Raw genomic sequence first — 24,653 nt, 5'->3', positions numbered from 1 at the left:
GATAGCAAAAAGGGAATCACGGTGAGTTATAACCAGCTGAATTTACCGATGACGATTACGAAGGGAAGCGGAACAATTCGTTATATTTACGACGCTGGGGGGCGGAAGTTAAGGAAGGAGCTTGCGGGGAACAATCGGGATTACATAGGAGGGATCGAATACGGGAACGGAGGACAGCTGGATTTTGTTCAGACGGAGGAAGGCAGGGCGATCAAGGCGGGTGAGAGTTTCAGCTACGAATATATGCTGAAAGATCACCTGGGTAACACGCGGGCAGTGCTGAAGGAAAATGGGGACATCCTGCAATTGAGTGACTACTATGCTTTTGGCATGGAGATGCCAAAGAACAAGATGACGCCGAGTCCGGACAACCGCTACAAGTATAACGGGAAGGAGTTGCAGGAAGATCTGGGGCTGAACCAATATGATTACGGAGCAAGGTTTTATGATCCGGTGATTGGGCGGTTTACTACCGTAGACAACCTTGCGGAAGAGATTCGTAGCCATTCTCCTTATAACTATGGCCTAAATAATCCACTTCGCTTTACAGATCCCAATCTTAAGGGGGAAAAATAGCTCTAGCATAACTGTTAAAACAGAGTTAGTTGATATAGAAGTAAATGCTAGCTCCCTAGGAATTGATTTTGGTGGTAATTATACTTTAGAAGGTAATGATATTCTACACGCCAGCTTAGACTTAGCTGGCATCGTTGACCCATCTGGAATAGCTGATGCTACTAATGCTACTCTATATGCAATGGAGGGCAATAATGGCGATGCTTTCATAAGTGGGTTAGGGGTGATCCCGTTTGCGGGAGATATAGCTAAAGCAGGAAGGCTTGGTAAAGCAGTAGATAAAATTAGTGATGGTATTGATGCTGCAAAATCGGCGAAGCAACTACTAAAAGAGGGTCGTGCAGGGAAACAAGAAAAATTACTTGAATTGTCAAATGACCCTAAATTAGGCAAAGCTGATCGTGGATGGTTAAAGCCAGAGAAAAATGCAGTTGATGCAGGTAAGCGTACCAATATGCGGAATCCACCCGGCAAAGATCTTGCTCATAAAAGAGGAAAAGAAGCTGCTAAAGGGTACTCATATAAACATTCTCATTTACAAGATAAAGACTTGCATAGAAGACAGCATAAATACGATAATAACGGAAGAAAGAATAAAGAAAACCCTAATTAGCATGAAGATTACAGAGAAGGAAATCGAAAGTGTATCAAAGTTAGAGCCGATGAAACGTTATCAATACTTTATTAAAAGAGTAGCTGATACGGAAAAAATGTACACTCTTGTAGATGAAGAAGATGATTGGGTAATATCGGAAGTAGAAGGGAGCGCGGTATTTTCTCTCTGGTCAGCGCCAGAGTTTGCCGGACAATGTATTTTTGGTGAGTGGAGAGATTGTTCTGTTCAAGAAATTTCACTAGAATACTTTGAAGATGAGGTTATTGACGAGATAGAAACGAAAAATTACTTATTAAATATCTTCTCTGTTAATGGCAAATCCGGCTTTGTTGTAGATATAAATGAGTTTGCTAGAGACCTTAGTGATGAAATGAAGAACTATTAAATGATAGAATATATTATAAAAATAAACAAAGCCTGGTTCAGACGAGCCAGGCTTTTTGTGTTGTGTGCCGGGCATGGCGATCGACTATAGGGTGCAAGTCCCGAACACGCTTTGCAGTAGGAAGTGTTAGCTCAAGGCAAGGGTGTCGCGGGTGACTGCGGATCTGAAGGAAGCCAGCGGCAAATATGGGGGCCTACGGACAGAAACTGTATATAAGGCGGAACAAGGTTTGGGTGATGTTGCAACACAAACAGAAGCCCCATACTGCACGGCAACCGAACCGTAGATACAGAGGCCAGATCCATAGAAAGTAGATCGTCTTACCCCGGGAGATCTGCCTGTAACCTGTCAAGGGTATGCGCGAATGCCGGAGAAGGAACAATGGTCAGAATAATAATGACCATCTGGTACAGGCAGAAGTCAGCAGAGGTCGTAGTACTGTTTTCTTTCGGGGACAGGAAGGACTGAATGTTAGAATGGCAAAGGAAACAGGACGTTTATGGCAAAGCGATAACAGCGGAAACACTTAAGAGAACTACCCATAGGAGGATAGGACGGAATCCGAAAGTACTTAGGGAGGAGCTGAGCGGAACCTATATAAATGGGAATAGGGTAGGCGACGCTTATTTCACGCCGGGCTGGACTAGTTATAAAGATCATTTACAGTACCAGGCATACGATGTAACAGCATTAATGAAAAAGGGGACTAACTCTTTGGCTGCAATCCTTGCTGATGGATGGTATAAGGGAAGAGTAGCTTTTACAGATAGAAAGGCTTTTTATGGAGATACGCGCGCCTTACTAATGAAGGTTAACATCGAATACGCAGACGGAACTAAGGAAACGCTGATAAGTGACGGCACCTGGAAGAGTTCTTATGGGCCATTATTAGAATCGAGCCACTATGATGGTGAAGTTTACGATTCACGAAAGGAGAAAGATGGTTGGAACAACACACATTATACAGAAGACAATTCCTGGCAACCGGTGGGGATACAGAATTATGGCTATGATAATTTGATCGGAATGAGCGGACCTATGGTGCGAAAGCACGAGAGGATTAAGGCAATGAAGATTCTGAAAACGCCGCAGGGTGATGTGGTTGCAGATTTTGGCCAAAACCTGGTCGGCTGGGTAGAGATTAAAACAAGGGGGCCGGCTAACACAAAGATCACGTTAAGCCATGCCGAGGTACTTGATAAAGCCGGGAATTTCTACACTGAAAATCTTCGCTCTGCAAAACAGCAAAATACCTATTATCTTAAAGGGAATGAGGAGCAGACATTCTCACCGCATTTCAGTTTTCAGGGTTTCAGGTATGTGAAAGTAGATGGATATCCGCAGGATTTAAAGCCGGAGGATCTGACTGCGGTGGTGATACACTCCGACATGAAGCCTACAAGCACATTTAAAACCTCGAACGCATTGCTTAATCAGTTACATCACAATATCGTCTGGGGGCAAAAAGGGAACTTCGTGGATGTACCTACTGATTGCCCTCAGCGGGATGAACGACTGGGCTGGACAGGAGATGCTCAGGCGTTCTATTATACTGCTGCCTACAATATGGATGTAAGCGGCTTTTTTACCAAGTGGTTGAAGGATGTGAAGGCTGATCAGCATAAAGACGGAAGCATACCATTTGTGATTCCGGATGTCCTCAATCAGAGCGACGCAGGAGCTTGTGGCTGGGGTGATGCAGGTACTATTATTCCCTGGGGTATGTATTCAACCTATGGGGATAAGCGAATACTGGAAACTCAGTTCAGCAGTATGAAGGCCTGGGTGGATTTCATAGGCTCCCGCTCCAGTCAGAACCTCTGGAATAGCGGCTTCCATTTCGGTGACTGGCTATTTTACCGTCCGGACGATGATAATGACGGGCGGGCTGCAGTAACAGATAAGTACATGATAGCACAATGTTTTTATGCTCATTCTACTCAATTGCTTGTTAACGTGGCCGAGGTCCTCGGCAAAAAAGAGGAGTATGAAAAGTATAATGCATTACTCGGGCAGATCAAAAATGCGTATTTGAAAGAATATCTTACACCTAACGGAAGATTGGTATCCTCCACTCAGACAGCCTATGTGCTGGCATTGCAATTTGATATGTTGCCTGAGAGCTTAAGAGAGCAAGCCGCTAAAAGGCTGGTTCAAAATATCCGGGATTATGGAAACCATCTTACAACGGGTTTTTTAGGTACGCCTTACCTCTGTCATGTGTTGACTCGCTTCGGATATAATAATGTGGCCTACGATCTGTTGATGCAGGAGACATATCCCTCATGGCTCTATCCGGTGAAAATGGGTGCTACTACTATATGGGAGCGATGGGATGGGATAAAGCCTGACGGATCTTTTCAAACTCCTGCGATGAACTCATATAATCACTATGCCTACGGTGCAATAGGTGATTGGATGTATAAAAATATATGCGGAATTCAAGCTGGAGCGCCCGGGTATAAGAAGATCGTGATTAAACCAACTATAGGCGGTGGCCTTAGCTCGGCGGAAGGATCTTATGATAGTGAATATGGTATCGTACGTAGTAAGTGGAGTATAGAGGGGAACAAGTTTAGACTAGCTGTTACCATTCCCCCCAACACTACAGCTGAGGTCTATGTACCCGATTCAAAGGGACAATCATACCGGCAGTTTTCAGTAAACAGTGGAGAGTACAACTTCGAGCGATAGAAGAATTTAAAATGCAGGATGGTTTTTTATAAAATACGACCGTGAATTGGTTTAGCCATTGGCTCCTGAAGCATTGGATAACCGGCTATTGTGTTACTTAAGGCTCTTAGGCAAGCCGCTATTCTGGAGTAACCGGTTAATCAGTTCAGCAACTCGCTCGGCCTGCTGGTTTGGGTCTTTTGATTCGAGGACCCATTGGAAGCATGTGCTGCGTTGTTCCGGGCTTTGCTGACGGTATTTTTCGTAGGCTTCGGGGGCGTCCTGAAGGCAAAGGAGGAATTCTTCTTCTGTGATGGGGGAGGGATCCGGCTCGCCGGCCACGTACAGTGTTACATCTACCCAGTCGCCTTCCTGTTTGCCGATTGCTTTTCTCATCTTTGCATTTACCGGCAGAAATAAGCGGCCTGTTCCCATTGGCATCAGGTTCACCTCACCGAGGTCAAAGGTGTCTATCTGCCCGCTGGCTTTCAGCATTCCGAGCCGTCTACGGCCTTGCTTGTTTAACTCGGGAATCCGGATAAAGGTCCACCCTCCCTTTCCTGGGAACTTCTCAAGCTGGATCTTTGCTTTTAATAAAAGCGTTTGGGGCTGCGACATGCATCTATGCTCCTTTTTCTCCTATAAACTGGTCTTCTTTGTATTTAAACAACACATTGAACGTGGTGAGACTTCCGTAGATGCGTGTGATGTACTGTTGCAGGTTCACCTTTTCTTCGTTGTCGAGATTACTGCTGTTAATGCGTTGTTCCATCACTCTTAGACGGTCTCTGACCATCACGATCTTGTTGAAGAACTGGTCGATGGGCACTTCCTTTGGCGCCAGCCCGGTGTTCCCCGGGTACAGGATCATTTTGCCGTTTTTCCATTTGTCGCCGAGCGGTACTGTTTCTGTGACGTCAGACCAGCGACGGAGAAGCTTCTTTAATGTTTGCTCTACTTCGTAGGCACTTACCATGTCGGTATCGGGAACCATCTCATCGAGTACTTCAAGCGGCTCATCTACTGGTAATTCTTTATAACCGCCGTCAATAAAAGTGATGAGGAAGGCGTCAGAGCGAACATTGATGACCACGCCCTTGCCGTATTTCTCGTGCTGTACTCTCGATCCGATTCCTAAATTATCTTTCATAAATTAAGTGCTTGAAGGGACTAATATATAAAAAACGATGTGGACATTCGGAATGGCGGTTCCAAAGCGACCTAAAAAAAGACATTATCAGAACTCATGTCTCTTATTGTTTAATACCTGCTTTGATAAGATGATGAATGATAATGTCTTTTATAAGTCACCTGCTTCTTCTGGCTATTTCTGCTTTAAGACTTTTTGCTCGGCTCATTTTGCTTCCGCATGTTTTCAGCGACCATGCTGTCGGGCATGACGGCTGACATGGCCATCTGTGCCTTGTTTTTAAGCCCTGAGATCACCTTCGTCTCTCCGTTCATCAACGCCTGGTAGCCATCTTCTGCTACTTTGGCGGGGTCAGACAAGGAGCCTTCCTGCACGATGGTAGCGTCCTCTCCATCTGCCTTGGCAAAGAAATCGGTGTCGGTTGCTCCGGGAAGTAAGGCCGTAACCGTAATATTAGTATCTTTAAGCTCGTTGTGAAGCGCCTCTGACAGAGAGAGAACATAGGCCTTGGTAGCATGGTAAACGGCCTGATAGGGACCGGGTACTTTTCCTGCAATGGAGGCGAGCTGCAGAATTTTACCGCTGTTTCTTGATACCATGTCCTTAAGGAAGAGTTTCGTAAGAACGGTTAGTGACGAGATGTTAAGCTGGATGATCTCCAGATCCCGTGCGATGTCTGTTTCAACGAACAGTCCAAATTGTCCCTGTCCTGCATCGTTTACAAGGACATCAACCTGCAGTCCTGTCTCTTTTACCTGATTGTACAGTTCGAAGGCTGCTTCTTTACCGAAAAGATCTTTGGCGATAGGAACTACAGATATCCGATACTGCATGGTAAGCTCGGAAGCAATCTGGGTCAGGTCGGCCTCGTTGCGGGCGACAATAATGAGATTGTAGTTGTTTTGGGCGAAAAGCTTCGCAAGCTCATAACCGATGCCACTGGTTGCACCGGTTATAAGCGCATGCTTGTTTGTGATATTTTCCATTTTGATAGAGTGTTTACTAACAACTCTGCCAAAATGATGCCATAAGGCTACTGTTTCGTTTCTCCCTGTGGCCGGGGTTTGCGAGCGCCTTGATTCTTTTTGTTATTTTTAGATTTCTGGAAGCCTGGTTTTTTGCGCTTTTTGCCCGAACTATTGAGCGGCTTAAATTCTACCTGCTGACCTACTTCGGGCGGAAGGGGTTTTAAGGTGATCTCTCTGCCGATCAGCTGCTCGATATTCAGCAGCCTCCTTTGGTCTCTTTCATTGACGAGCGTGATTGCTGTTCCTGTAGTTTCCGCGCGGGCTGTTCTCCCGATCCTGTGAATGTAATCTTCTGCGTCTCCAGGTGCATCGAAATTAATGACAAGGCTAATGCCTTCAATATCGATCCCTCTTGAGATGACGTCTGTACCGATCAGTACCTGAAGCTGCCTGTTGCGGAAGGCGAGCATGATCTGTTCGCGTTCGGCCTGTTCGAGGTCAGAGTGGAAAGCCTCTACCTGTACTTTCGTTCTTTTTAATGCCTTGTATAAGGCTTTTACTTTCTCTTTGGTAGAAGCAAAGATGATGACGCTTTTGTATTCCTTCTGCTGGAGCAATAGGCTGATCAGCGGGATCTTCTGATCGTCAGACACCTTATAGATCTGCTGGTCGATGCCCTGAGCGGGCTGAGAAACGGCCAGATTGATCTGAAAAGGGTTACTCATTACTGACCGGGCGAGAGAACGGATCTTTGGAGGCATTGTAGCGGAAAAAAGCAGCGTCTGCCGCTTTTTGGGCAGGTAGCTGATAATACGCATAATGTCGTCAATGAAACCCATATCAAGCATTCTGTCGGCTTCGTCCAGGATCAGGCACTTGAGCTGGTCTGGTTTAAAAGCTCCGGCATTGAGGTGTGCGATGAGGCGACCCGGTGTGGCGATCACAATTTCAACGCCATCGCGCATGGCCCTTTGCTGCTGGCTATAGATAATTCCATCGCCCCCTCCGTACACTGCAACGGAGCTTACACCAGTGAAATACCCCAGACCCTCGACCTGCTGGTCGATCTGTTGCGCAAGCTCGCGTGTTGGCGCCAGGATGAGCGTATGGGTGTACCCTTTCTCTGCCGATACGATCTGATTAATGACCGGTAACAGGTATGATGCCGTTTTTCCGGTTCCGGTTTGTGCGCAGGCTATTAAATCCTGGCCCTTGAGTATAACGGGGATCGCTTCCTGCTGGATAGGAGTCGGTTCCTTATAGCCCATGCTTAAAACTCCTTCAAGCAGCGGCTCTTCAAAATTAAAATCGTGAAATGTCAATCGTAATGTATATGTGTTGTATATGTTTTTTTGTACGCAAGTTAAAGATAATACGTCAATCGGCAAATAAGGTTTCTGCTATTGCTCTGGCTTTCATGGCATACAGGTTGGCTGATGCTTCAGATTTCTTCGTACCTGGCCTTGCTTAGGGTAAATAGTAATGCACAATCATGCTCTTTAGACGTGCATATTGGGAAAGAAAAGCGATGAATACGCTTCTAAACACGAATGCATTTTGGCGAAAAAAGAGTAATTTGACCGCTCAAATTATAGAAATGTAATATGAAAGGGTTTTACTTAGCCGGTGTTGTTGGGATGCTGGCGCTCGCTGCCTGCAGCAATTCAAAACAAGGGGGCGACAATAACGATATTTCCAGGCAGTTAGAAAAGCAAAAGTATGAGACCGATCGCCTGATCTCCGACAAATCATTACTGGTCCTGGCGAAGGTAAAAGGGCAGCACGATCTGGTGCGGGTGGAGAATAAGCGGTACCCGCAGGACATTGAAACGACTTATAACGTTTTGAAGGATCATAAGGGGCGTATTGTTTATATCGCGGAACTTCCTTTTAGCAAGACGAGTGAATGGTTTATTGCCTACAAAAGTTATTTCGATTCTACAGGCAATCTGTTCGCATTTCAGCGACTTAATAACTTTCTCAATAACGGTTGTACCCATGGAGCGGCCATGGAAAACACGATCAGATACTATGACTCCTCTTTTAAAGTGGTCGATTCGGTCTATACTTTGACTGATACGTATAAAAAGCCTTTAAAAAAGGAGGCCTGCAACTTCCCTTATAATTTCCCTTATCAGGTTTTCAGGACGCTTGAGGAATACAGGGAGAACAGGGCGATGCCTGCTCTCTGATCTTAGGTTAGTATATTGATCCGGTTGCCACTTTTTGTGATACTGGATCATGAGGGCTTACTTTTGCTGAAGCTCCGGACTGAAAGCAGGGCTGCCGCAAGCATGAGAATTGAGCCGAGTACGAAAGGTGCTCCTGAGAACTTTACAGGGGCGTCTGGTCCGGTAAAATATGCAAACGTGGTGGTCATGAGAGGCGGGCCGACAATGGAGGTGGCGCTCATGAGACTGGTGAGCCCTCCCTGTAATTCGCCCTGTTCGTTTGACTGTACCTGTGTTGATATTATTCCTTGCAGGGCAGGTCCCGCTATTCCCCCGAGGGTGTAAGGGATGATAAACGCAAACATCATCCATTCTTTTGTTGCCAGGCCAAAAAGGAGCAGTGCCACGCTGTAAAGGATGAGACCTAAAGAGACGCCTTTTTCCTGACCGATTCGTGGTAAGATCAGGCGGATCAGGCCCGCCTGTACAATAGTGGTCAGCAGTCCGATGAAGCCAAGGGAGTAACCTACCCAGGACTCGTTCCAGTTAAATTTCTCCATCACATAGTATGTCCAGGTGCTCTGTACGGCGTGAGCAGCAATATAAACGAGGATCAGTGAGAGTATAAGCCCGGAGATAGCAGGAAACCTTTTTAGCTGTTTAAGCGAGCCAAGAGGATTTGCACGCTTGATGTCGAAAGGTCTTCTCTCCTCTTTTGAGAGTGACTCAGGCAGAATGAAGAATCCGTACAGGAAGTTGAGAAGGCTAAAGCCGGCTGCGACCAGGAATGGGATGCGTGAGCCGAACTGACCAAGAATGCCGCCGAGTACAGGTCCGATAATAAAGCCGAGTCCGAAGGCAGCGCCTATTAGTCCAAAGTTCTGAGCTCTTTTTTCCGGGGTGCTGATGTCTGCGATATAAGCGGAGGCAGCGGTAAAACTGGCACCTGTAATTCCGGCAATGATCCGCCCGACAAAGAGCCAGGTGATGGAGGGGGCAAAGGCAAGGAAGAGATAGTCTAGCCCGAAACCGAGCAGGGAGAGCAGGAGGACCGGTCTTCGTCCGTACTTATCGCTCAGGTTGCCGAGAACGGGAGCGAATACGAACTGCATGAAGGAGTAGGCAAACATAAGCCAGCCTCCGTATTCAGAGGCGATGCTAAGATCGCCATGGATCATTTCAGTGATGAGTTTGGGGAATACCGGTATGATGATGCCCATGCCGATCACATCGATCAGAAGGGTAATAAATATGAATCCGAGTGCAGCTTGTTTTGATTTTCCCATGATGAGCAGTATTAGTCAAGGCGTTTTACCCGCAGCGTATAGACGCAGAAAACAGCCAACTGTTAATAATAAAATAATGAAATGAGAGTACTTGTCGCAGAGGACAAAGGGGAGACGGATGTTAGCAGTCCGCTACAAGGTCAGATATTGTGTTCATAATACTGCAAAGGTAGAATAATCACAGCATAAGAAAGACTAATATTTTAAAATGGGAAAAGAAGGGGGATGATCTTGATCACTCCATCCTTCTGTCTTTCATTTGCTGCTCGGTCAGGTTATAAAGTCTTACTTTGATATGGTCGAGTATTGGCTGAAGGTCTTTTACTTCCTCCTGGATCTTATTGTGCTGAACGGTGAGGTACTGCTCGCTTAACTGCATCATGTCTTCCAGTGTTGCTTTTAAGTTAGACTGATAGCAAAAGATGTCGTTCAGAACCTGGTTTTTCTGTCTTTCCAGCCGCTTGATCTCAGAATTGATGAGATGGATTGCGTTTACATTATCGTCGTTAATTTCGGAAATGAAATATTTCATCAATAGCTTCTTCAGGAACTTGATCTCGTCTTCAAAGAACTCGATGTAAGAGAGCCAGTTCCGTGATGAAAGGTACAGGGACTGGATGTTTGCCCCCTTGTTGTAAGTTGAAGATATAACAGCTGCTTTCATGGCTACATTTTTTTAATAATTATAAATTTCCGCTTAATTTTTTACGCCGGGAATGATCAAGATCATGTAAACTACTGATGTTAAGAATAAACAGGCAATAAAAAGTGAATTGTAAGTCTCTGTTTATCAGTCAGGATTGTTGTTGGAACTTGCGTTTTGCTGGGAAATTGCTTTTTTCTCCAATCATTAAAAGGAACGTTCAGCTCTCTTTCATCGCGTTTTTAGTGCAGCTCATAAGGGTTTTTGGGAGAAAGTGTATTTGTGTTACTGAGATGATTAATTGCTTTTTAAAGGCCTCAATGAGTTCGCTTCGCTAAGTTTTACACGCCACAGGGAACTGACTCTGCCCGACGTTTGCCGATCAGGGCAGGTGAATGTTTTTCGGGTTTTTAACGGAAGATTGAACCTTTTGCTGTATTTTTAGACGAGAGCGATCAGGCTGGTCGTGATGAAAACTAAAGTGGTAAAATGAAGAAGATAGTAGGATCGGGGTTAATTGCAGGAGTGGTTTTGTTTGTGATCAGTTACGGAGGACTGTATCTGGCGATCCGGTTTTTTCCGCAGCTCTTCCTGGACTACAATAACCCGTTGTTTAATTCGGACGGGAGCAGGGATGTGATGTTCTATCTGCACGCGTTTATTATTAGTCTGGCTCTGGCCTGGTTCTGGGAGCGGTTTAAGGGTTTATTTAAAGGTGGATTTGTATTAAGGGGGCTTGAATTTGGCTTCGTATATGCGGTAGTAGCGTTGCTGCCGGTTATGTGGATCACATTCAGCGCGATGGATATCACTATTTCAATGGTCGGGAGCTGGTTTTTATATGGCTTTGTTCAGGCGGTAGTAGCGGGAGTTGTCCTGGCAAAGATCAATCCCTGATCAGAGTGCCTTCATGCCGAGCTGAAACTGTACCCTAAGTCTGTTGTCGGTTTGAATCATACCGCCTAGTTTTCTCGGCGGGCTGAGATTAAAGTCGGTGAAATTGACGTCCCTTTCACCAATGAGGCGGATAATTTTCTGTTGGTCTCTGTAGAACCTGTAATTCACTTCAAACCGTTTCGATACACCTGCCAGCTCAATGTCAACCAGTCCCCGGATATTGTCGGGCTGGGAAGAGAGGTCGGGAAATTTGCTTAACGACAGGAACCGGATTTTCAATTTAGGATGATCCTTCGATTTAAGGGTTTTTCGGAGGTCTCCGGTCATCACCGGATTTCGGCAATCGAATAGCTTTACGTCGAGGCTGAGGCTTCCTCGGAGAGATACCGCATCGCGGTCGCCTGGTGCCCGGAATACCACGATCGTGTCGGGATTGCTGTATCCTGTAATTCCACAGGTAAAGTTGTTAATATTGGTGCTGCCTTTTACTTCCAGCGATCCACCTTTGACAAGTACCCATCTGGTAGTATACAGCCCTGTTTCTGCATCACGAAATGCCTGCAGCGAATGGAGTATCGCCAGCAAGAAAAAGCAACAGAGAGACTTTTGAGCGCTTGTCATTTTCATTAGTCTATTCGTGGAACTGAGATCGTTAATTTTTCTTAAAATCTCTATGATGGCACTTCCCTAAGTTTAAACGTTCAAAGAGAACGTTCAAGCAACATTCTTTCCATTTCTTAGGTCTGTTCGTGGATGTCTTTTTTGTGGGAGTGTATTTATTTTATTGAGATGATTAATTGCTTTTTGAAGGCCCCAATGAGACTGCTTCGCTACGTTTAAGCGGGCGCAAAGAGCATTCATCGCCGCTTGAGTGCGCAGCTCGTAAATGTTTTCCTAAATAGTGTTTATTAAAAAAAGCCAGGCGGATTTAATTCCATCCTGACTTTTTTAATGAAAACAGTATGTTAGAATCCTACGGCTGCCTGGATGACAAAGCCGTCGAATTTGCCACCGTAGCGAATGTCGTTTGGAGCAAAGTCTTTGTATTTCTGAGTTACGTATTCACCTTTTAATAGAATGTTCTTAGTGATGAACCAGCCTGCTGCGAATGCAGTACGGTCGATCTTCACTTCAGGTGTCTGAGTTGCAAGTTCTGATTTCACAGCATTGTATCGTGCACCAACAAAAAGGTTCTCGTCTTTACCGAAGCGGTAGACAGCATCAATTGCGTACTGGCTTGCATCTCTTTTGCTCGTTTCTGTGAGTGAGCGGCCTTTTGCAACTTCGTATGTTCCGAATACTTCCAGGCCTGTGTACTTAATAAAGGCGTTGAACTGAGCTGCAGTGATTTTTCTGCTGAACCCAGGGTTAAAGCGGCCAGAGAAGGCATTGTTTGCATAGGTGGATGCAGTTGGAGCAGGCTGTACACCTGTGTATGCAGCTTCCATGACCATAAAGTAGTTAGAGCCAGTACGGTCGCCACCATACAAGGTATTGCCCGCTGCTGCTACTGCGTTGTTATGGTACACTGAAGCAGCGAATCTCAGGCGGAGATCCTGATCGATCTGTTTGTCGATGCCGACTTTTCCAAGGAGTGAAGGCATCTTGCTGATTCCAGCCGGCGCAAGTGATGTTTGAGCGTTTGTGCTATCAACAGTACCTCTGATGGTACCCCCTGTTGCTCCCACCATACCGAACAGGCCATTCTTGCCATGGAGGTAGATCTCAGCACCGATCTCAGTGGTGAACGCATCCATAATGTAGTTTTCTGCGAACGGGTTGTAGTTGGTATGACCGCCATCGCTTCTGCGGAAGTGTGCATCGCCATAGTTGATCTCCATGTGACCTACTTTGATCGTTGTGAACTTCATCAGGTCATCCCACAGCTGGCCTTTGAATGGAAGCTTGTCAAACTGAATGTACCCTGCTTTTACCCAGGTTTCGTTGTGGTGGCGGGAGGAGAGGTATGTAGTCAGATTCAAGCGGATACCGTCTGCTAACAGTGCATCGAACATCAGGTTAGCGCTGGCGTTATTGAATCCGGGGCTCATGTGGTACAGAGGAGCGTAAGGCTCCTGCCTTGCTACTCCGCCGGCGGGAGTATAAGTGTATGTGCCAGTTCTGTCGGTTTCGTGCTTCAGCGACTGATAACCCTGAGTAAAGCCGGCACCGATATTGAATTTCATGCCGTCAAATGAAGTCTCTTCTTTTGGAGCTTCGAACACGTTAAGTCCGCCTTTATCATATGCACGCATGTTCTGGAGTCTTTCTCCCACAGTTACCTGCTGTGCTTTAACCAGGGCAGGAGTGCCGGCAATTAATAATGCGACGGCTGCTTTTGTCAGGTTAGTTTTTAGAGTTGTTTTCATTTCAGAGTTTTTAGTAATCGTTTAACCTTATGTGTTTATTTTTTTAGTTTGAGAGCATATTCTATGGTCACCTCATCGCCTACTTTAAGAGCGCCGAGCATAAAAGTTGGAGGAGTAATACCAAACTCGCTCATTTTGATCTTTCTGGAACCTGCTACTGTTACTGAGCCATCTCCGTTCTCGGTAATCTTGCCTTGAAGGGCTACAGGTTTGGTAACACCGGCGATGGTAAGGGCTCCATTTGCCTTGGCTACAGATTGACTTACTTCAGCAGTAGTAAGCTTGAAGCTGATGGTAGGGAACTTGTCGGCTTTCATGGCTTTGTAGGCACGGCTGTTCATCAGGTCTTCTTTCGCCTTTAGATTCTTAACGGGCAGGGTGATGCTGAAAGCCGATACATCCTGAACGTCTGTGCCTTTTAAAGTGAATTGAGCTTCCGCAGGTACATTCTGTGCGACCATTTCCCAATCGTGGAGGTTGGAGGTGCCAAGAACTTTTAACGAGCCTCCAACTGTCTTATATGTTTGAGCAAAAGCGCTTGAGGTGAGCAGGCTGGCTACAAACAGAACGGTAGTTAACACACGCAAGTGTTTGTTTAAATTGAAGAGTTGCTTTACTGTTTTCATTTTTCCTGTTTTAAATGTGGATAATGTGTTTTTACTGCTACAAAAGTAGCTCAGTCAAAATCCTCAGGGAATGATCAGCCTTATGTCTAATAATGATGTTGAGCATTTAATTGATGTAAACAATAAATGTTGTGACGTCAAAATGACAAACATGTAAATCAGGTAACGGAAATGTGGCAGGGAAGGCGCGAATAGCAAAACAATCCAATAAACGAATGTTTAATAGTAAAACGGGGCGATCGTTGAGCTTTTATCAGTTTTTAAGTAGAATAAGGGTAAAATTTACTTTTATTCGTCATAATATGATGTGAATCATAATATTTTTTTGGGTAAGCCCTACCTTCGTGCAGAATTTCAATACAAGAAAGTATGACCAAAAATATTTTTATTGCAACAGCAGAGCCGTACAGTGGGAAGTCTATTGTAGCGCTGGGCCTTGTAAATATGCTTTTGGGCAAAACCCGGAAAGTGGGTTATTTTAAGCCTATAGTGAATTATGATCCCAAAGAGAAGAAAGATGTTCATATCCAAACGATAATTGAGCACTTTGGTCTGCAGGTTAACTATGAAGACACATTCGCTCTGACGCGTCAGGAAGCAATGCGCCAGATCGAAAGCGAGAGCGAGGGGCAGATGATGGAAGCAATCATCACTAAATTTAAAAGGCTTGAAGAAAATTACGACTTCACCATTGTGGAAGGAAGTGACTTTTTGGGTGAGGGTGCTGCCTTTGAATTCGATGCTAACGTATCAATTGCTAAGAACTTAGGTGCCCCTGCAATTATAGTTGTGTCGGCCGAGGAGAAAACTACTGCACAGGTAGTGAACTCGGTGATGGCTATGCTGAGAAACTTCGAAGCACGGGAAGTTCAGGTGCTTGCTATTGTTGTGAATAAAGTGAAGCAGGAGCAAACAGGTGATGTAACGGAACTTTTGAGCGCCCAGCTTCAGAAAGACATGATTCTGGCTGTTATTCCGGAAGATAAGGGTCTTCTGAACCCGACGATGAAAGAGATTCACGAAAATCTGGGCGGAAAGCTTTTGTTCGGAGAGGAATTCCTGTCTAACCAGGTCGACAATTTTGTCACCGGTGCAATGAACCTTCCTAACTTCCTTAACCATATTAAGGAGAACGTTTTGATTGTAACTCCCGGCGACCGCGGCGACATTATTATCGGATCACTGCAGGCTAATATTTCTACAAGCTATCCTAAGGTAGCAGGTATCGTTCTCTCTGCTGGCTCTGTTCCGGAAGAACCGATCAACCGCCTGATTGAAGGATCGCAGACCGTAGTTCCGATCATTTCTGTAGAAACAGGTACGTTCCAGACCATCACGCAGATTGCTTCTATTAAATCAAGGATCACAACTGATAATGTAAAGAAGATCCAGCTTGCTATCGACACCTTTGACAAGTTCATTGATGTTCCGGCGCTTGATCAGAAGATCGCAAGTTTTGAGTCAGAAGGGATCACTCCTCATATGTTCCAGTACCAGCTTGGTAAGTGGGCTAAGCGTGAGATCAAGAATATCGTGTTGCCTGAAGGCGACGATGACCGTGTGTTAAAAGCTGCGGCTCGTCTGATCAGCCAGGAAATAGTGAAGTTGACCATCCTGGGTGAGCCAGCCGCTATTGCTGCTTCTGTAAAGCGTTTAGGTCTCGATCTTGACTTGAGTAAGGTTACCATCATCAATCCTGCTGAATCTGAATACTACGAGGATTATGTAGAGACGCTTTACGAGCTGAGAAAAACAAAGAACGTGACACTTGAAATGGCTCGCGACCTGATGACCGACGTGTCTTACTTTGGTACGATGATGGTTTATAAGGGACATGCAGATGGCATGGTTTCAGGAGCTGTTCATACTACTCAGCATACCATTCGTCCCGCACTTCAGTTTGTGAAGACAAAGCCTGGCATTTCAGTGGTTTCGTCTGTGTTCTTTATGTGCCTGCCTGATCGTGTATCTGTGTTTGGCGATTGTGCGGTAAATCCAAATCCGACAGCTGAGCAGCTTGCTGAGATCGCGATCTCGTCAGCTGAAAGCAGTATCCGTTTTGGTATAGAACCTCGCATTGCGATGTTATCTTACTCATCAGGAACTTCAGGTGAGGGAGCAGATGTAGATAAGGTACGTAAGGCTACGGAGATTGTGAAGACAAAGCGTCCTGATCTGAAGGTTGAAGGTCCGATCCAGTACGACGCTGCCGTAGATCCGGTAGTAGGAAAGCAGAAGATGCCTAATTCTGAAGTCGCTGGTCAGGCGAGCGTCCTGATCTTCCCTGACCTGAACACAGGTAATAATACCTATAAGGCTGTACAACGTGAAACCGGCGCGCTGGCGATCGGTCCGATGCTGCAGGGCCTGAATAAACCGGTCAACGATTTAAGTCGCGGTTGTACTGTAGACGATATCTTTAATACTGTAATCATTACAGCTATTCAGAGTCAGAATAATTAACAGTGTTTTTTCGAAAACCGCCTGACAGGGCCATCCTTGCTCAGGCGGTTTCCTTATTTTTGTAGTATTAGAAATATTATTTGCATGAATATTTTTGTTGTTAACTGCGGGAGCAGTTCTATTAAGTACCAGTTTTTTAAGTGGCCATCGGAATCTCCGATCTGTACAGGACTGGTAGAACGTATTGGTCTTGATATTTCAGCCATTACGCACAAGGTGTATCTTAACGGTGAAGAAAAGGTGATCAAAAGGACCCTTGAGCTGCCTGATCACGAGGCTGGAATGCAGGAGGTAGGTCATCTGTTAACTGCTCCTGAGATAGGGGTGATCCAGGATCCGGAGGAAATTGAAGCAGTGGGACACAGGATTGTTCACGGCGGTGAGAGTTTCTCAACTACTACTGTTGTTACTCCCGAGGTGAAAGAAGAGATCAAAAAGCTGTCTGCGTTAGCTCCTCTTCATAATCCGGCGCACTACGTTGGTATTACAGTAGCGCAAAAAATCTTCAGCAAAGCTACTCAGATCGTGGTATTTGATACTGCGTTCCATCAAACGATGCCCGCTAAGGCATATCGTTACGCAATTCCTGGCAAGTTTTATACTGATCATGGAATCCGGGTATACGGCTTCCATGGTACAAGTCACAAGTACGTTAGCGAACAGGCTATTGCTTACCTCCAAAAACCAGATGCGAAAATCATTACTATCCATTTAGGTAATGGATGTAGTATGGCGGCCGTGGACGGCGGAAAATGTGTGGATACAAGTATGGGATTAGGACCTCTCGACGGTCTTATTATGGGTACACGCTGCGGTAATATTGATGCTTCTGTTGTATTCTACCTGGTTTCGCAATTGGGATACGATATCGAGCAGGTGGATACGTTGTTCAACAAGCGCAGCGGAATGCTTGGCCTTACCGGGAACAGTGATATGCGCGATGTAGAGGATGCCGTGAAGAGAGGTGAGGAGAATGCTGTCCTTGCACACGATATGTACGCCTATCGCATAAAGAAATATATAGGTGCTTATGCTGCTGCGTTGAACGGTCTTGATGCGATTGTCTTTACTGCCGGTGTTGGTGAGAATGCAGCAGACGTGCGGGAGACGGTATGTCAGGAAATGGAATTTCTGGGCATTAAGATGGACGAAGAAAAGAATAAGGTGCGTGCTTCTGTGATTCGTGAGATTAACACTCCTGATTCAAAAGTAAAGGTGCTGGTGGTGCCTACTAACGAAGAACTTGAGATTGCAAAAGAGTGCTTCGAGCTAATGGAGACTCAAAAGTAAAGATAGTTGAAATACTCAGAAAAGCCGGTAAAGTATAATTTGCCGGCTTTTTTCTTGAAAGTCTATTTGTTTTATTGAGATAATTAAATGCTTTTTAAAGGCCTCGATGAGATCGCTTCGCTAAGTTTTATGGACACAAAGAACATTCAACACCTTTCATCTCCCGTTTGAGAGCGCAGCTCATGAATGTTTTTCTTTAGGGAATACTCCGTTGGAGCAGCGCTTGACTGCAGCTGTGCGTCTCTTTTCGGGCGGTTGGAAGATTAACAGAGTCGGTTCGTCTAATCATTGTAGCAAATTGATTTCCTATTTTTATTTTAGAACGATGAATAAGATCAGGACGCCTTTGTTGCATTTTGCGGTGTGGCTGGCCATTATATTACTATTTGTTCTGATTAGCAGTCAGAGGGGACGCATAGAGGATGCCCTCGTTATATTCGGCTATTTTGGGCTGCTCAATGTTGCGATATTTTACATCAACTATCTGTATATTCTTCCGAAGTACCTCAACAGCAGGAGATACCTCGGATGTGCCCTCAGCATTCTGTTTTTGATCCTTTTTTCGGGTATTGTTAAGTATTCCCTGGCCTGGTTGTTTGCTGATATTGTTCTGGTGAGGGGCCACATGCACAACCAGATTATACCGTTCTGGGAGTACTATATAGGGACAGTGGTGACCGGAATGTTCTTTGTATTTCTCAGTACAGCTGTTAAGTTTTCTGTAGACTGGTTCGTCAATGAGAAGATCAGGAAAAATCTGGAGAACGAGAAGCTCACAGCGGAACTGGCTTTCCTGAAGTCGCAGATCAATCCTCATTTTCTATTCAATTCACTTAATAACATATATTCGCTGGCCTATCAGCGATCGGATAAAACGCCGGCTGCCATTCTGAAGCTTTCGGAGATCATGAGGTATATGCTTCAGGAAAGTAACGAAAGCCAGGTGGAGTTGAATAAAGAAATCCGCTATCTGGAGAATTATATTGAACTCCAGAAACTAAGGTTTAGAAATGATGATTTTGTGCGGATATCTATAGAGGGGACCGACCGTGATCAGACCATTGTGCCTTTGATCCTTATCCCGTTTGTTGAAAATGCATTCAAGCACGGACTTGTCACTGATAGTGGCTGCCCAATCGAAATCTCTATCCGGATTGAAAAGGGGAGGCTGGCTTTTTCAGTTGTTAATCAGAAAAGCGGTCAGAATAAGGATAGGACGAGCGGCATAGGCTTGAGTAATGTAAGGCGGCGCCTGGAGCTGCTTTATCATAACAGGTACACGCTTGAAATTAACGATAGCAAAGATTGTTATCAATGTAAATTAGTACTGGAGTTATAATGAATATGATACGTTGCCTTGTTGTAGACGATGAGCCCCTCGCTCTGGACATCCTGACGGACTATATTGCGAAAGTTCCTTTTCTGGAGTTGGTGAAGGCGACAACGAGCGCCTTTGAAGCTTTGGCCCTTGTGCAGGATGATGGTGCAGACCTTGTATTTCTGGATGTTCAAATGCCTGAGCTGACTGGCATCCAGTTTCTGAAGATTATAAAGGGAAGATGTGCAGTCATTCTGACCACCGCTTATTCCGAATATGCATTGGACGGTTATGAATTAGATGTGTCGGACTACCTGTTGAAGCCCATCGCTTTTGACCGGTTTTATAAGGCCGTTATGAAGGTACAGGCTTCAGCAGTGCCGGCTGCTTCGCCCGCTGTCCCTCCTGAGCGGGTTCAACTGTCGGCTGGTCCTGACTTCATTTTTGTCAAGACGGAGCATCGGATCCAGAAGATCTATATTAACGACATCTTATATATAGAAGGGCTAAAGGATTACGTGTCTATTTTTACACGTGCGGAACGTATCATTACGCTTCAGCATATGAAAAAGCTGGAAGAAGTGCTGCCTTCTCAACGTTTTGCAAGGGTTCATAAGTCGTTCATAATTTCTATTGATAAGATAGAAAGTATTGAAAGAGGAAGGATCCAGATCAGTGACAAAATCATTCCAATCGGGGATACCTACCGCGACAAATTTTTCAAAAAGATCGAGGACCGGAATATTTAGTGAACTGCCGCGCGGAGGGACTGTTCTGCTTCAATGATGACTTGGTCTGCAGGGCGACCTGCTGGTTCGATCGGTTTTAATACTGTCCAGCTCATTTTTTCGCCAAAGCTGAGTGGAAATGATCCGAACCTGGTCAGCTTCCAGGACCCATTTATGGCAACCGGCACAACAAGGGCGCCGGGGACTTTTTTCAGAAGGGTATTGAGACCTCCTGCAGCAAAAGGCTTCATCTTTCCGTTTCTTGACCGGGTACCCTCCGGAAAGATCACTGCAGACCAGTTATTTTCACGCATTCTTTGTGCTAATTTCAGGATTTCAGAGATCGATTGCTTTGGATCTTTTCGGTCAATGTTGGCTGCGCCACTATGCTTTAGATTGAATGAAATGCTTGGTATCCCTCTGGTCAGCTCGATCTTGGAGATAAACTTAGGATGGTGTTTGCGGAGGTGCCAGATCATAGGAGGAATGTCGTACAAGCTCTGATGGTTGGCAATAAATATGATAGAGCGGCCTTCGGGCAGTTTAAACTGATTGTTGTACCTTACACGGCCGCCCATGACGTAGTAGGTGCAGACTAGCAGGTAATTTAAGATTTCAACTGATCTTTTGTGTGCGGTGTATCCCCCCAGCTTCAGGCTAAGCCACTGAATGGGATGAAAAATAACCAGGAGTAGGCCAAAAAGCAGGTAATGAATAGGAGAAAATATATAGCCTAAGAATTTGTTCATCTGTTGTAGTAAATACGGCCTTAGTAGGGCGATCCCTGCAAAACTACGAAAATTAGATTTTTCCTTCCAGGAGCATCAGCTTGACTCTTAAAATTGCAGCAATGCTGACCGAGTCGGTGATCTTTCCGTCCAGTACCATTTTGTATGCTTCTTCAAAGGGGAGCTTCTTCACCTGTAAATCTTCCGTTTCTTCGGGCTGGGATGTCCCTTGTTCCAGTCCTTGAGCGAGAAAGATGTAGCCAAACTCGTCACTTACCGAATTTGAGAGGTGAATTTGCTGAATTTCTGTCCATTGTGATGCAGTCAGTCCTGTTTCTTCCATCAGCTCCCGCTTTGCAGATTCAAGAGGGTCTGTACCTAAAGGGCCGCCTCCCTCGGGAATTTCCCAGCTATACTGATTGAGTGGAAAGCGGTACTGTCCGACCAGCCAGGTATTGTAATCCTTATCTAAAGGAAGTATTCCCAGCGCGCGGTTCTTAAAGTGAATCTTACCATAGATTCCGCTGCCTCCTGAGGGATTAATGACGCCGAACTGTGTGACCTGGATCCAGGGATTATCGTAGATCTCTTGCGCTGAGGTAATGGTCCATGGGTTTATTTCTTCATTTAACATATAAGGCAAACTTAGGATAAAAATTGACTTGGCAAACCACGCTTCCTGATAAAACGAAAGCCTTCCGATAGTTCAGAAGGCTTTTGTATATATGTGGTCAGACCTTATTATAAATTAAAGGCTGCTTTTACTTTTTCGACGTAGTCCAGTTTTTCCCAGGTGAAAAGTTCAACTTCGACCTGTTTCTTTTCACCTCCTGCTCCTTCAAATTCTTTAGTCAGGATTTGTGGTTCACGTCCCATGTGTCCGTAAGCCGCTGTCTCTGAGTAAATCGGGTTTCGCAGTTTAAGGCGGGTTTCAATTCCATAGGGGGTCATATCAAAGATCTGAGCGATCTTTTCTGCAATTTCTCCGTCGGAAAGGTTCACTTTGGACGTGCCATACGTGTTTACATAGATGCCCATGGGGTCTTTTACTCCGATGGCGTAGGAAACCTGAACGAGGATTTCGTCACAAAGCCCGGCTGCAACAAGGTTTTTTGCGATGTGCCGTGTTGCATAAGCAGCAGAACGATCGACTTTAGAGGGATCTTTTCCGGAGAAGGCACCGCCGCCATGGGCTCCCTTTCCACCGTAGGTATCAACGATTATTTTCCTGCCTGTTAAGCCTGTATCGCCGTGGGGGCCGCCAATTACAAACTTTCCGGTTGGGTTGACGTGATATTTGATCTCGTCGTTAAATAAGTGCTGCAGTTCAGGCTTGATGTGAGCCTTTACACGCGGAATAAGAATGTTGATCACATCTTCGCGGATCTTCCTTTGCATTTCTTCTTCCGAGGCAAAGTCGTCATGCTGAGTGGAGACCACAATGGCGTCGATCCTGATCGGCTTGTGATCGTCACTGTATTCTATCGTCACCTGCGATTTTGCATCCGGTCTGAGATAGGTGACATCTTTGTTCTCTCGGCGCAGACCTGCAAGCTCGGTGAGGATCTTATGAGCCAGGTCTAAAGGAAGGGGCATGTAGTTGCCAGTTTCGTTCGTTGCATAACCAAACATCATTCCCTGATCTCCCGCGCCCTGCTCTTGTTTTTCTTTCCTGTCTACACCTTGATTGATGTCGGCCGACTGCTCATGAATTGCTGAAAGGATACCACAGGAGTTTGCTTCGAACATATATTCTGACTTGGTATACCCAATCTTTCGAATAACGTCCCGGGTGATTTTCTGCACGTCGAGATATGTATTGGATTTTACTTCTCCGGCGAGGATAACCTGACCCGTTGTTACCAGCGTCTCACACGCTACTTTTGAATCGGGATCCCAGGCAAGGAAATTATCAATGAGGGCATCGGAAATCTGGTCAGCAACTTTATCCGGATGTCCTTCAGAAACAGACTCTGATGTGAATAAATACGGCATAATTCTTCTAAAAATATATTTTCCAGTTTATAGAAGCGGAGAGACTGGCAATTGCAGGGGCTGTAAAAATAAGAGATGTTAGCACTTTTTTTACGTGGTTGCAATCTTGCTCCCGAGGGGAGTAAAGCAAATCAGTCCACTTTATGTAAGGCGAAGGTACGTTTTTTTATGATCAGCAAAAAGCAATTTTTATCAGGTCAGAAACGGGAACACTCAAGCGGCGAGGCTTTTTACGGCATTTGTGCTGGTTGTTCTGCTGGCTTTCTTATGGTGAATAAACGCATAGATTTTTATTCTTGTGATTTGAATACCATTTAAATTCGTCTAAATTTATCCGCTCATTTGATAGACCGCTGTTTGAAAAAGAAAATTCTATTCATCATTAATCCAATATCAGGAGGAATGGATAAACGGGGATTCCCCCTCCTGGTTGAGAAGTATTTAGATAAGGCGAAGTTTACGGCGCGGTTTGTATTTACTGAATATGAGGGACACGCGCTTGAGCTGGCCGCGGAGGCCGCCGCGCAAGAGGAGGATATTGTAGTGGCCGTGGGGGAGACGGAACGATTAACGAAGTTGCGTCAGGCATAGCGGGTACACGATCAATAATGGGAATTGTGCCCTGCGGGTCAGGAAATGGCCTCGCTCTTTCGCTTGGCTTATCGTTAAATAATGAGAAGGCTGTGGCCGCATTGAATGCGTTGAGGGTAAGGATAATAGACTCGGGACTGCTTAACGGACAAAAATTTTTCAATATGGCGGGCATTGGCTTCGATGCACATATCAGCCATGAATTTGCCAAACTCCCTTCGAGGGGTTTCCTCGGCTACGTGAGGACGGCCTTTACCGAGATTGTCAGGTATAAGTCTCAGCAATACAGAATTGAGGTGGACGGATCGTTGTATGAGCGTACCGCTTTTATGATCAGCATCGCAAATTCTCCGCAGTATGGGAACAACGCCTATATTTCGCCGGAAGCCTCGCTTTCCGATGGTTTACTTGATCTCTGCATTGTGAAGCCTTTTCCTTTGGCTTTATTTCCGGCAGTAGCGCTGAGGATGTTTAGAAAAACGGCTCATAAATCGCGCTATGTAGAAATAATAAAAGGTAAAAATATACGTATAGTATCTTACGGCAACGCGAGAGTTCATTTGGATGGTGAGCCAAGGCTGGTGGGAGAAGAAATTTTAATTTCTGTCGAACCATCTTCGCTTTCTGTGTTATATTAGCTGCTATGTCTAAAAAGAATAGGAATATTAACGGCGTTGTTTATTCGACTGATCCTGAGTATCAGTATCAATATGAGACCGAAGATGTTCAGGAGACTTATCCCCCGGAAAAACAGGATCTGCGTGTGCAGCTAGACAGAAAGCAAAGGGGGGTAAGGTCGTCACGCTGGTCACCGGTTTTATAGGAACGGAATCCGACCTGGAGGTTTTAGGACGAAAGCTAAAACAGAAGTGCGGGACAGGAGGTTCTGCAAAGGATGGGGAGATTGTGGTGCAGGGAGATTTTCGGGATAAAATTTTTGACGCCTTAAAGGCTGACGGATATAAAGTAAAAAAATCAGGAGGGTAATTTAACTGAATGTTTGAAAAAGAGTTCTGATTTACGCTTGCAGCGCGTCTTTTTGTTGTGGCAATTTGCAATTGAAAAAAAAAATGGTTTTTATTGCAAAAAATTGTGACGATCATTAGACAGTTTTTTCAAACAGCGCTCTTTTCCCGGGACCGGTTATGCTGCGGGGGGAACGGCGAAAAAGTAATCAGAA

24 protein-coding genes and 1 pseudogene are annotated in these 24,653 nt (G+C 45.2%); 13 read left to right on the top strand and 12 right to left on the bottom strand.

Going from position 1 to position 24,653, the window contains the following annotated elements:
• Positions 1–48 precede the first annotated feature (48 nt).
• The 4 genes from ACES2C_RS05035 to ACES2C_RS05020 all read left to right on the top strand — a co-directional run bounded on the left by ACES2C_RS05035 (position 49) and on the right by ACES2C_RS05020 (position 4,271).
• Positions 49–576, top strand: coding sequence for an RHS repeat domain-containing protein (locus tag ACES2C_RS05035; protein WP_374165908.1), 528 nt, complete (start codon positions 49–51; stop codon positions 574–576).
• A gap of 181 nt (positions 577–757) precedes the next feature.
• Positions 758–1,189 (top strand): polymorphic toxin type 8 domain-containing protein, encoded by a 432-nt coding sequence (locus ACES2C_RS05030; protein ID WP_374165907.1) that lies wholly within the window; start codon positions 758–760, stop codon positions 1,187–1,189.
• A gap of 1 nt (position 1,190) precedes the next feature.
• Positions 1,191–1,577 (top strand): DUF2750 domain-containing protein, encoded by a 387-nt coding sequence (locus ACES2C_RS05025; protein ID WP_374165906.1) that lies wholly within the window; start codon positions 1,191–1,193, stop codon positions 1,575–1,577.
• A 468-nt stretch (positions 1,578–2,045) separates the two neighbouring features.
• Complete coding sequence (locus ACES2C_RS05020) at positions 2,046–4,271, top strand: family 78 glycoside hydrolase catalytic domain (RefSeq protein ID WP_374165905.1); 2,226 nt, start codon at positions 2,046–2,048, stop codon at positions 4,269–4,271.
• A gap of 93 nt (positions 4,272–4,364) precedes the next feature.
• On the opposite strand, the gene ACES2C_RS05015 is transcribed toward ACES2C_RS05020, so the two are convergent.
• From ACES2C_RS05015 to ACES2C_RS05000, 4 genes are all read right to left on the bottom strand, one after another.
• On the bottom strand, positions 4,365–4,868 hold the full coding sequence (locus ACES2C_RS05015; protein ID WP_374165904.1) for a YdeI/OmpD-associated family protein: 504 nt from the start codon (positions 4,866–4,868) through the stop codon (positions 4,365–4,367).
• Between the two features lie 4 nt (positions 4,869–4,872).
• The gene (locus tag ACES2C_RS05010; protein ID WP_374165903.1) at positions 4,873–5,400 is read right to left on the bottom strand and encodes a hypothetical protein; all 528 of its coding nucleotides are present in this window, start codon (positions 5,398–5,400) and stop codon (positions 4,873–4,875) included.
• Positions 5,401–5,585: 185 nt separating this feature from the next.
• Entirely contained in the window at positions 5,586–6,386 is an 801-nt protein-coding gene (locus tag ACES2C_RS05005; RefSeq protein WP_374165902.1) for an SDR family NAD(P)-dependent oxidoreductase, read from the bottom strand.
• Between the two features lie 47 nt (positions 6,387–6,433).
• Positions 6,434–7,690, bottom strand: a complete 1,257-nt coding sequence (locus tag ACES2C_RS05000) for a DEAD/DEAH box helicase (RefSeq protein WP_374165901.1) — start codon at positions 7,688–7,690, stop codon at positions 6,434–6,436.
• 282 nt (positions 7,691–7,972) lie between these two features.
• Between ACES2C_RS05000 and ACES2C_RS04995 the strand changes: the two genes are divergently transcribed.
• Positions 7,973–8,560, top strand: a complete 588-nt coding sequence (locus tag ACES2C_RS04995; RefSeq protein WP_374165900.1) for a hypothetical protein — start codon at positions 7,973–7,975, stop codon at positions 8,558–8,560.
• A 47-nt stretch (positions 8,561–8,607) separates the two neighbouring features.
• Here ACES2C_RS04995 and ACES2C_RS04990 read toward each other — a convergent pair whose 3' ends face one another.
• A complete protein-coding gene (locus ACES2C_RS04990) occupies positions 8,608–9,825 on the bottom strand; it encodes a TCR/Tet family MFS transporter (protein ID WP_374165899.1) in 1,218 nt (405 codons plus the stop codon).
• Positions 9,826–10,060: 235 nt separating this feature from the next.
• Positions 10,061–10,489 (bottom strand): hypothetical protein, encoded by a 429-nt coding sequence (locus ACES2C_RS04985; RefSeq protein ID WP_374165898.1) that lies wholly within the window; start codon positions 10,487–10,489, stop codon positions 10,061–10,063.
• A gap of 468 nt (positions 10,490–10,957) precedes the next feature.
• On the opposite strand from ACES2C_RS04985, the gene ACES2C_RS04980 reads away from it, so the two are divergent.
• Positions 10,958–11,365, top strand: coding sequence for a hypothetical protein (locus ACES2C_RS04980; protein ID WP_374165897.1), 408 nt, complete (start codon positions 10,958–10,960; stop codon positions 11,363–11,365).
• Here the strand turns inward: ACES2C_RS04980 and ACES2C_RS04975 are convergent, their stop codons facing one another.
• From ACES2C_RS04975 to ACES2C_RS04965, 3 genes are all read right to left on the bottom strand, one after another.
• Positions 11,366–11,992 carry a YceI family protein gene (locus tag ACES2C_RS04975; protein ID WP_374165896.1) on the bottom strand — a complete coding sequence of 209 codons (627 nt, stop codon included), beginning with the start codon at positions 11,990–11,992 and terminating at the stop codon, positions 11,366–11,368.
• Between the two features lie 338 nt (positions 11,993–12,330).
• On the bottom strand, positions 12,331–13,734 hold the full coding sequence (locus ACES2C_RS04970) for a hypothetical protein (RefSeq protein WP_374165895.1): 1,404 nt from the start codon (positions 13,732–13,734) through the stop codon (positions 12,331–12,333).
• A 35-nt stretch (positions 13,735–13,769) separates the two neighbouring features.
• Positions 13,770–14,360 (bottom strand): YceI family protein, encoded by a 591-nt coding sequence (locus tag ACES2C_RS04965; RefSeq protein ID WP_374165894.1) that lies wholly within the window; start codon positions 14,358–14,360, stop codon positions 13,770–13,772.
• Positions 14,361–14,729: 369 nt separating this feature from the next.
• Between ACES2C_RS04965 and pta the strand changes: the two genes are divergently transcribed.
• The 4 genes from pta (at position 14,730) to ACES2C_RS04945 (ending at position 20,180) form a co-directional block, all read left to right on the top strand.
• Positions 14,730–16,823: a phosphate acetyltransferase gene (gene pta, locus ACES2C_RS04960; RefSeq protein WP_374165893.1), complete on the top strand. Its 2,094-nt coding sequence runs from the start codon at positions 14,730–14,732 to the stop codon at positions 16,821–16,823.
• 84 nt (positions 16,824–16,907) lie between these two features.
• Complete coding sequence (locus ACES2C_RS04955; protein ID WP_374165892.1) at positions 16,908–18,113, top strand: acetate/propionate family kinase; 1,206 nt, start codon at positions 16,908–16,910, stop codon at positions 18,111–18,113.
• Positions 18,114–18,438: 325 nt separating this feature from the next.
• On the top strand, positions 18,439–19,452 hold the full coding sequence (locus tag ACES2C_RS04950) for a sensor histidine kinase (RefSeq protein WP_374165891.1): 1,014 nt from the start codon (positions 18,439–18,441) through the stop codon (positions 19,450–19,452).
• Between the two features lie 5 nt (positions 19,453–19,457).
• Entirely contained in the window at positions 19,458–20,180 is a 723-nt protein-coding gene (locus ACES2C_RS04945; RefSeq protein WP_374165890.1) for a LytR/AlgR family response regulator transcription factor, read from the top strand.
• Here the strand turns inward: ACES2C_RS04945 and ACES2C_RS04940 are convergent.
• From ACES2C_RS04940 to metK, 3 genes are all read right to left on the bottom strand, one after another.
• Positions 20,177–20,908 carry a lysophospholipid acyltransferase family protein gene (locus ACES2C_RS04940; protein WP_374165889.1) on the bottom strand — a complete coding sequence of 244 codons (732 nt, stop codon included), beginning with the start codon at positions 20,906–20,908 and terminating at the stop codon, positions 20,177–20,179. The two genes, ACES2C_RS04945 and ACES2C_RS04940, sit on opposite strands and share 4 nt — an antisense overlap.
• A 52-nt stretch (positions 20,909–20,960) precedes the next feature.
• Entirely contained in the window at positions 20,961–21,521 is a 561-nt protein-coding gene (locus ACES2C_RS04935) for an NUDIX domain-containing protein (RefSeq protein WP_374165888.1), read from the bottom strand.
• Positions 21,522–21,628: 107 nt separating this feature from the next.
• Positions 21,629–22,882, bottom strand: a complete 1,254-nt coding sequence (gene metK / locus ACES2C_RS04930; protein WP_374165887.1) for a methionine adenosyltransferase — start codon at positions 22,880–22,882, stop codon at positions 21,629–21,631.
• 402 nt (positions 22,883–23,284) lie between these two features.
• Between metK and ACES2C_RS04925 the strand changes: the two are divergent.
• The 3 genes and pseudogenes from ACES2C_RS04925 to ACES2C_RS04915 all read left to right on the top strand — a co-directional run bounded on the left by ACES2C_RS04925 (position 23,285) and on the right by ACES2C_RS04915 (position 24,460).
• Positions 23,285–24,111 (top strand): annotated as a pseudogene (locus ACES2C_RS04925) (diacylglycerol kinase family protein).
• Positions 24,112–24,116: 5 nt separating this feature from the next.
• The gene (locus ACES2C_RS04920) at positions 24,117–24,296 is read left to right on the top strand and encodes a hypothetical protein (RefSeq protein ID WP_374165886.1); all 180 of its coding nucleotides are present in this window, start codon (positions 24,117–24,119) and stop codon (positions 24,294–24,296) included.
• On the top strand, positions 24,278–24,460 hold the full coding sequence (locus tag ACES2C_RS04915; protein WP_374166908.1) for a translation initiation factor: 183 nt from the start codon (positions 24,278–24,280) through the stop codon (positions 24,458–24,460). The genes ACES2C_RS04920 and ACES2C_RS04915 overlap by 19 nt, the downstream gene beginning before the upstream one ends.
• Positions 24,461–24,653 lie beyond the last annotated feature (193 nt).

Origin of the sequence: Arcticibacter sp. MXS-1, from assembly GCF_041902385.1 — a bacterium.
In the GTDB taxonomy this organism is placed as follows: Bacteria; Bacteroidota; Bacteroidia; order Sphingobacteriales; family Sphingobacteriaceae; genus Arcticibacter.
Note: the sequence above shows the minus strand (reverse complement) of the source record. Positions and strands in the feature narration are given on the sequence as shown.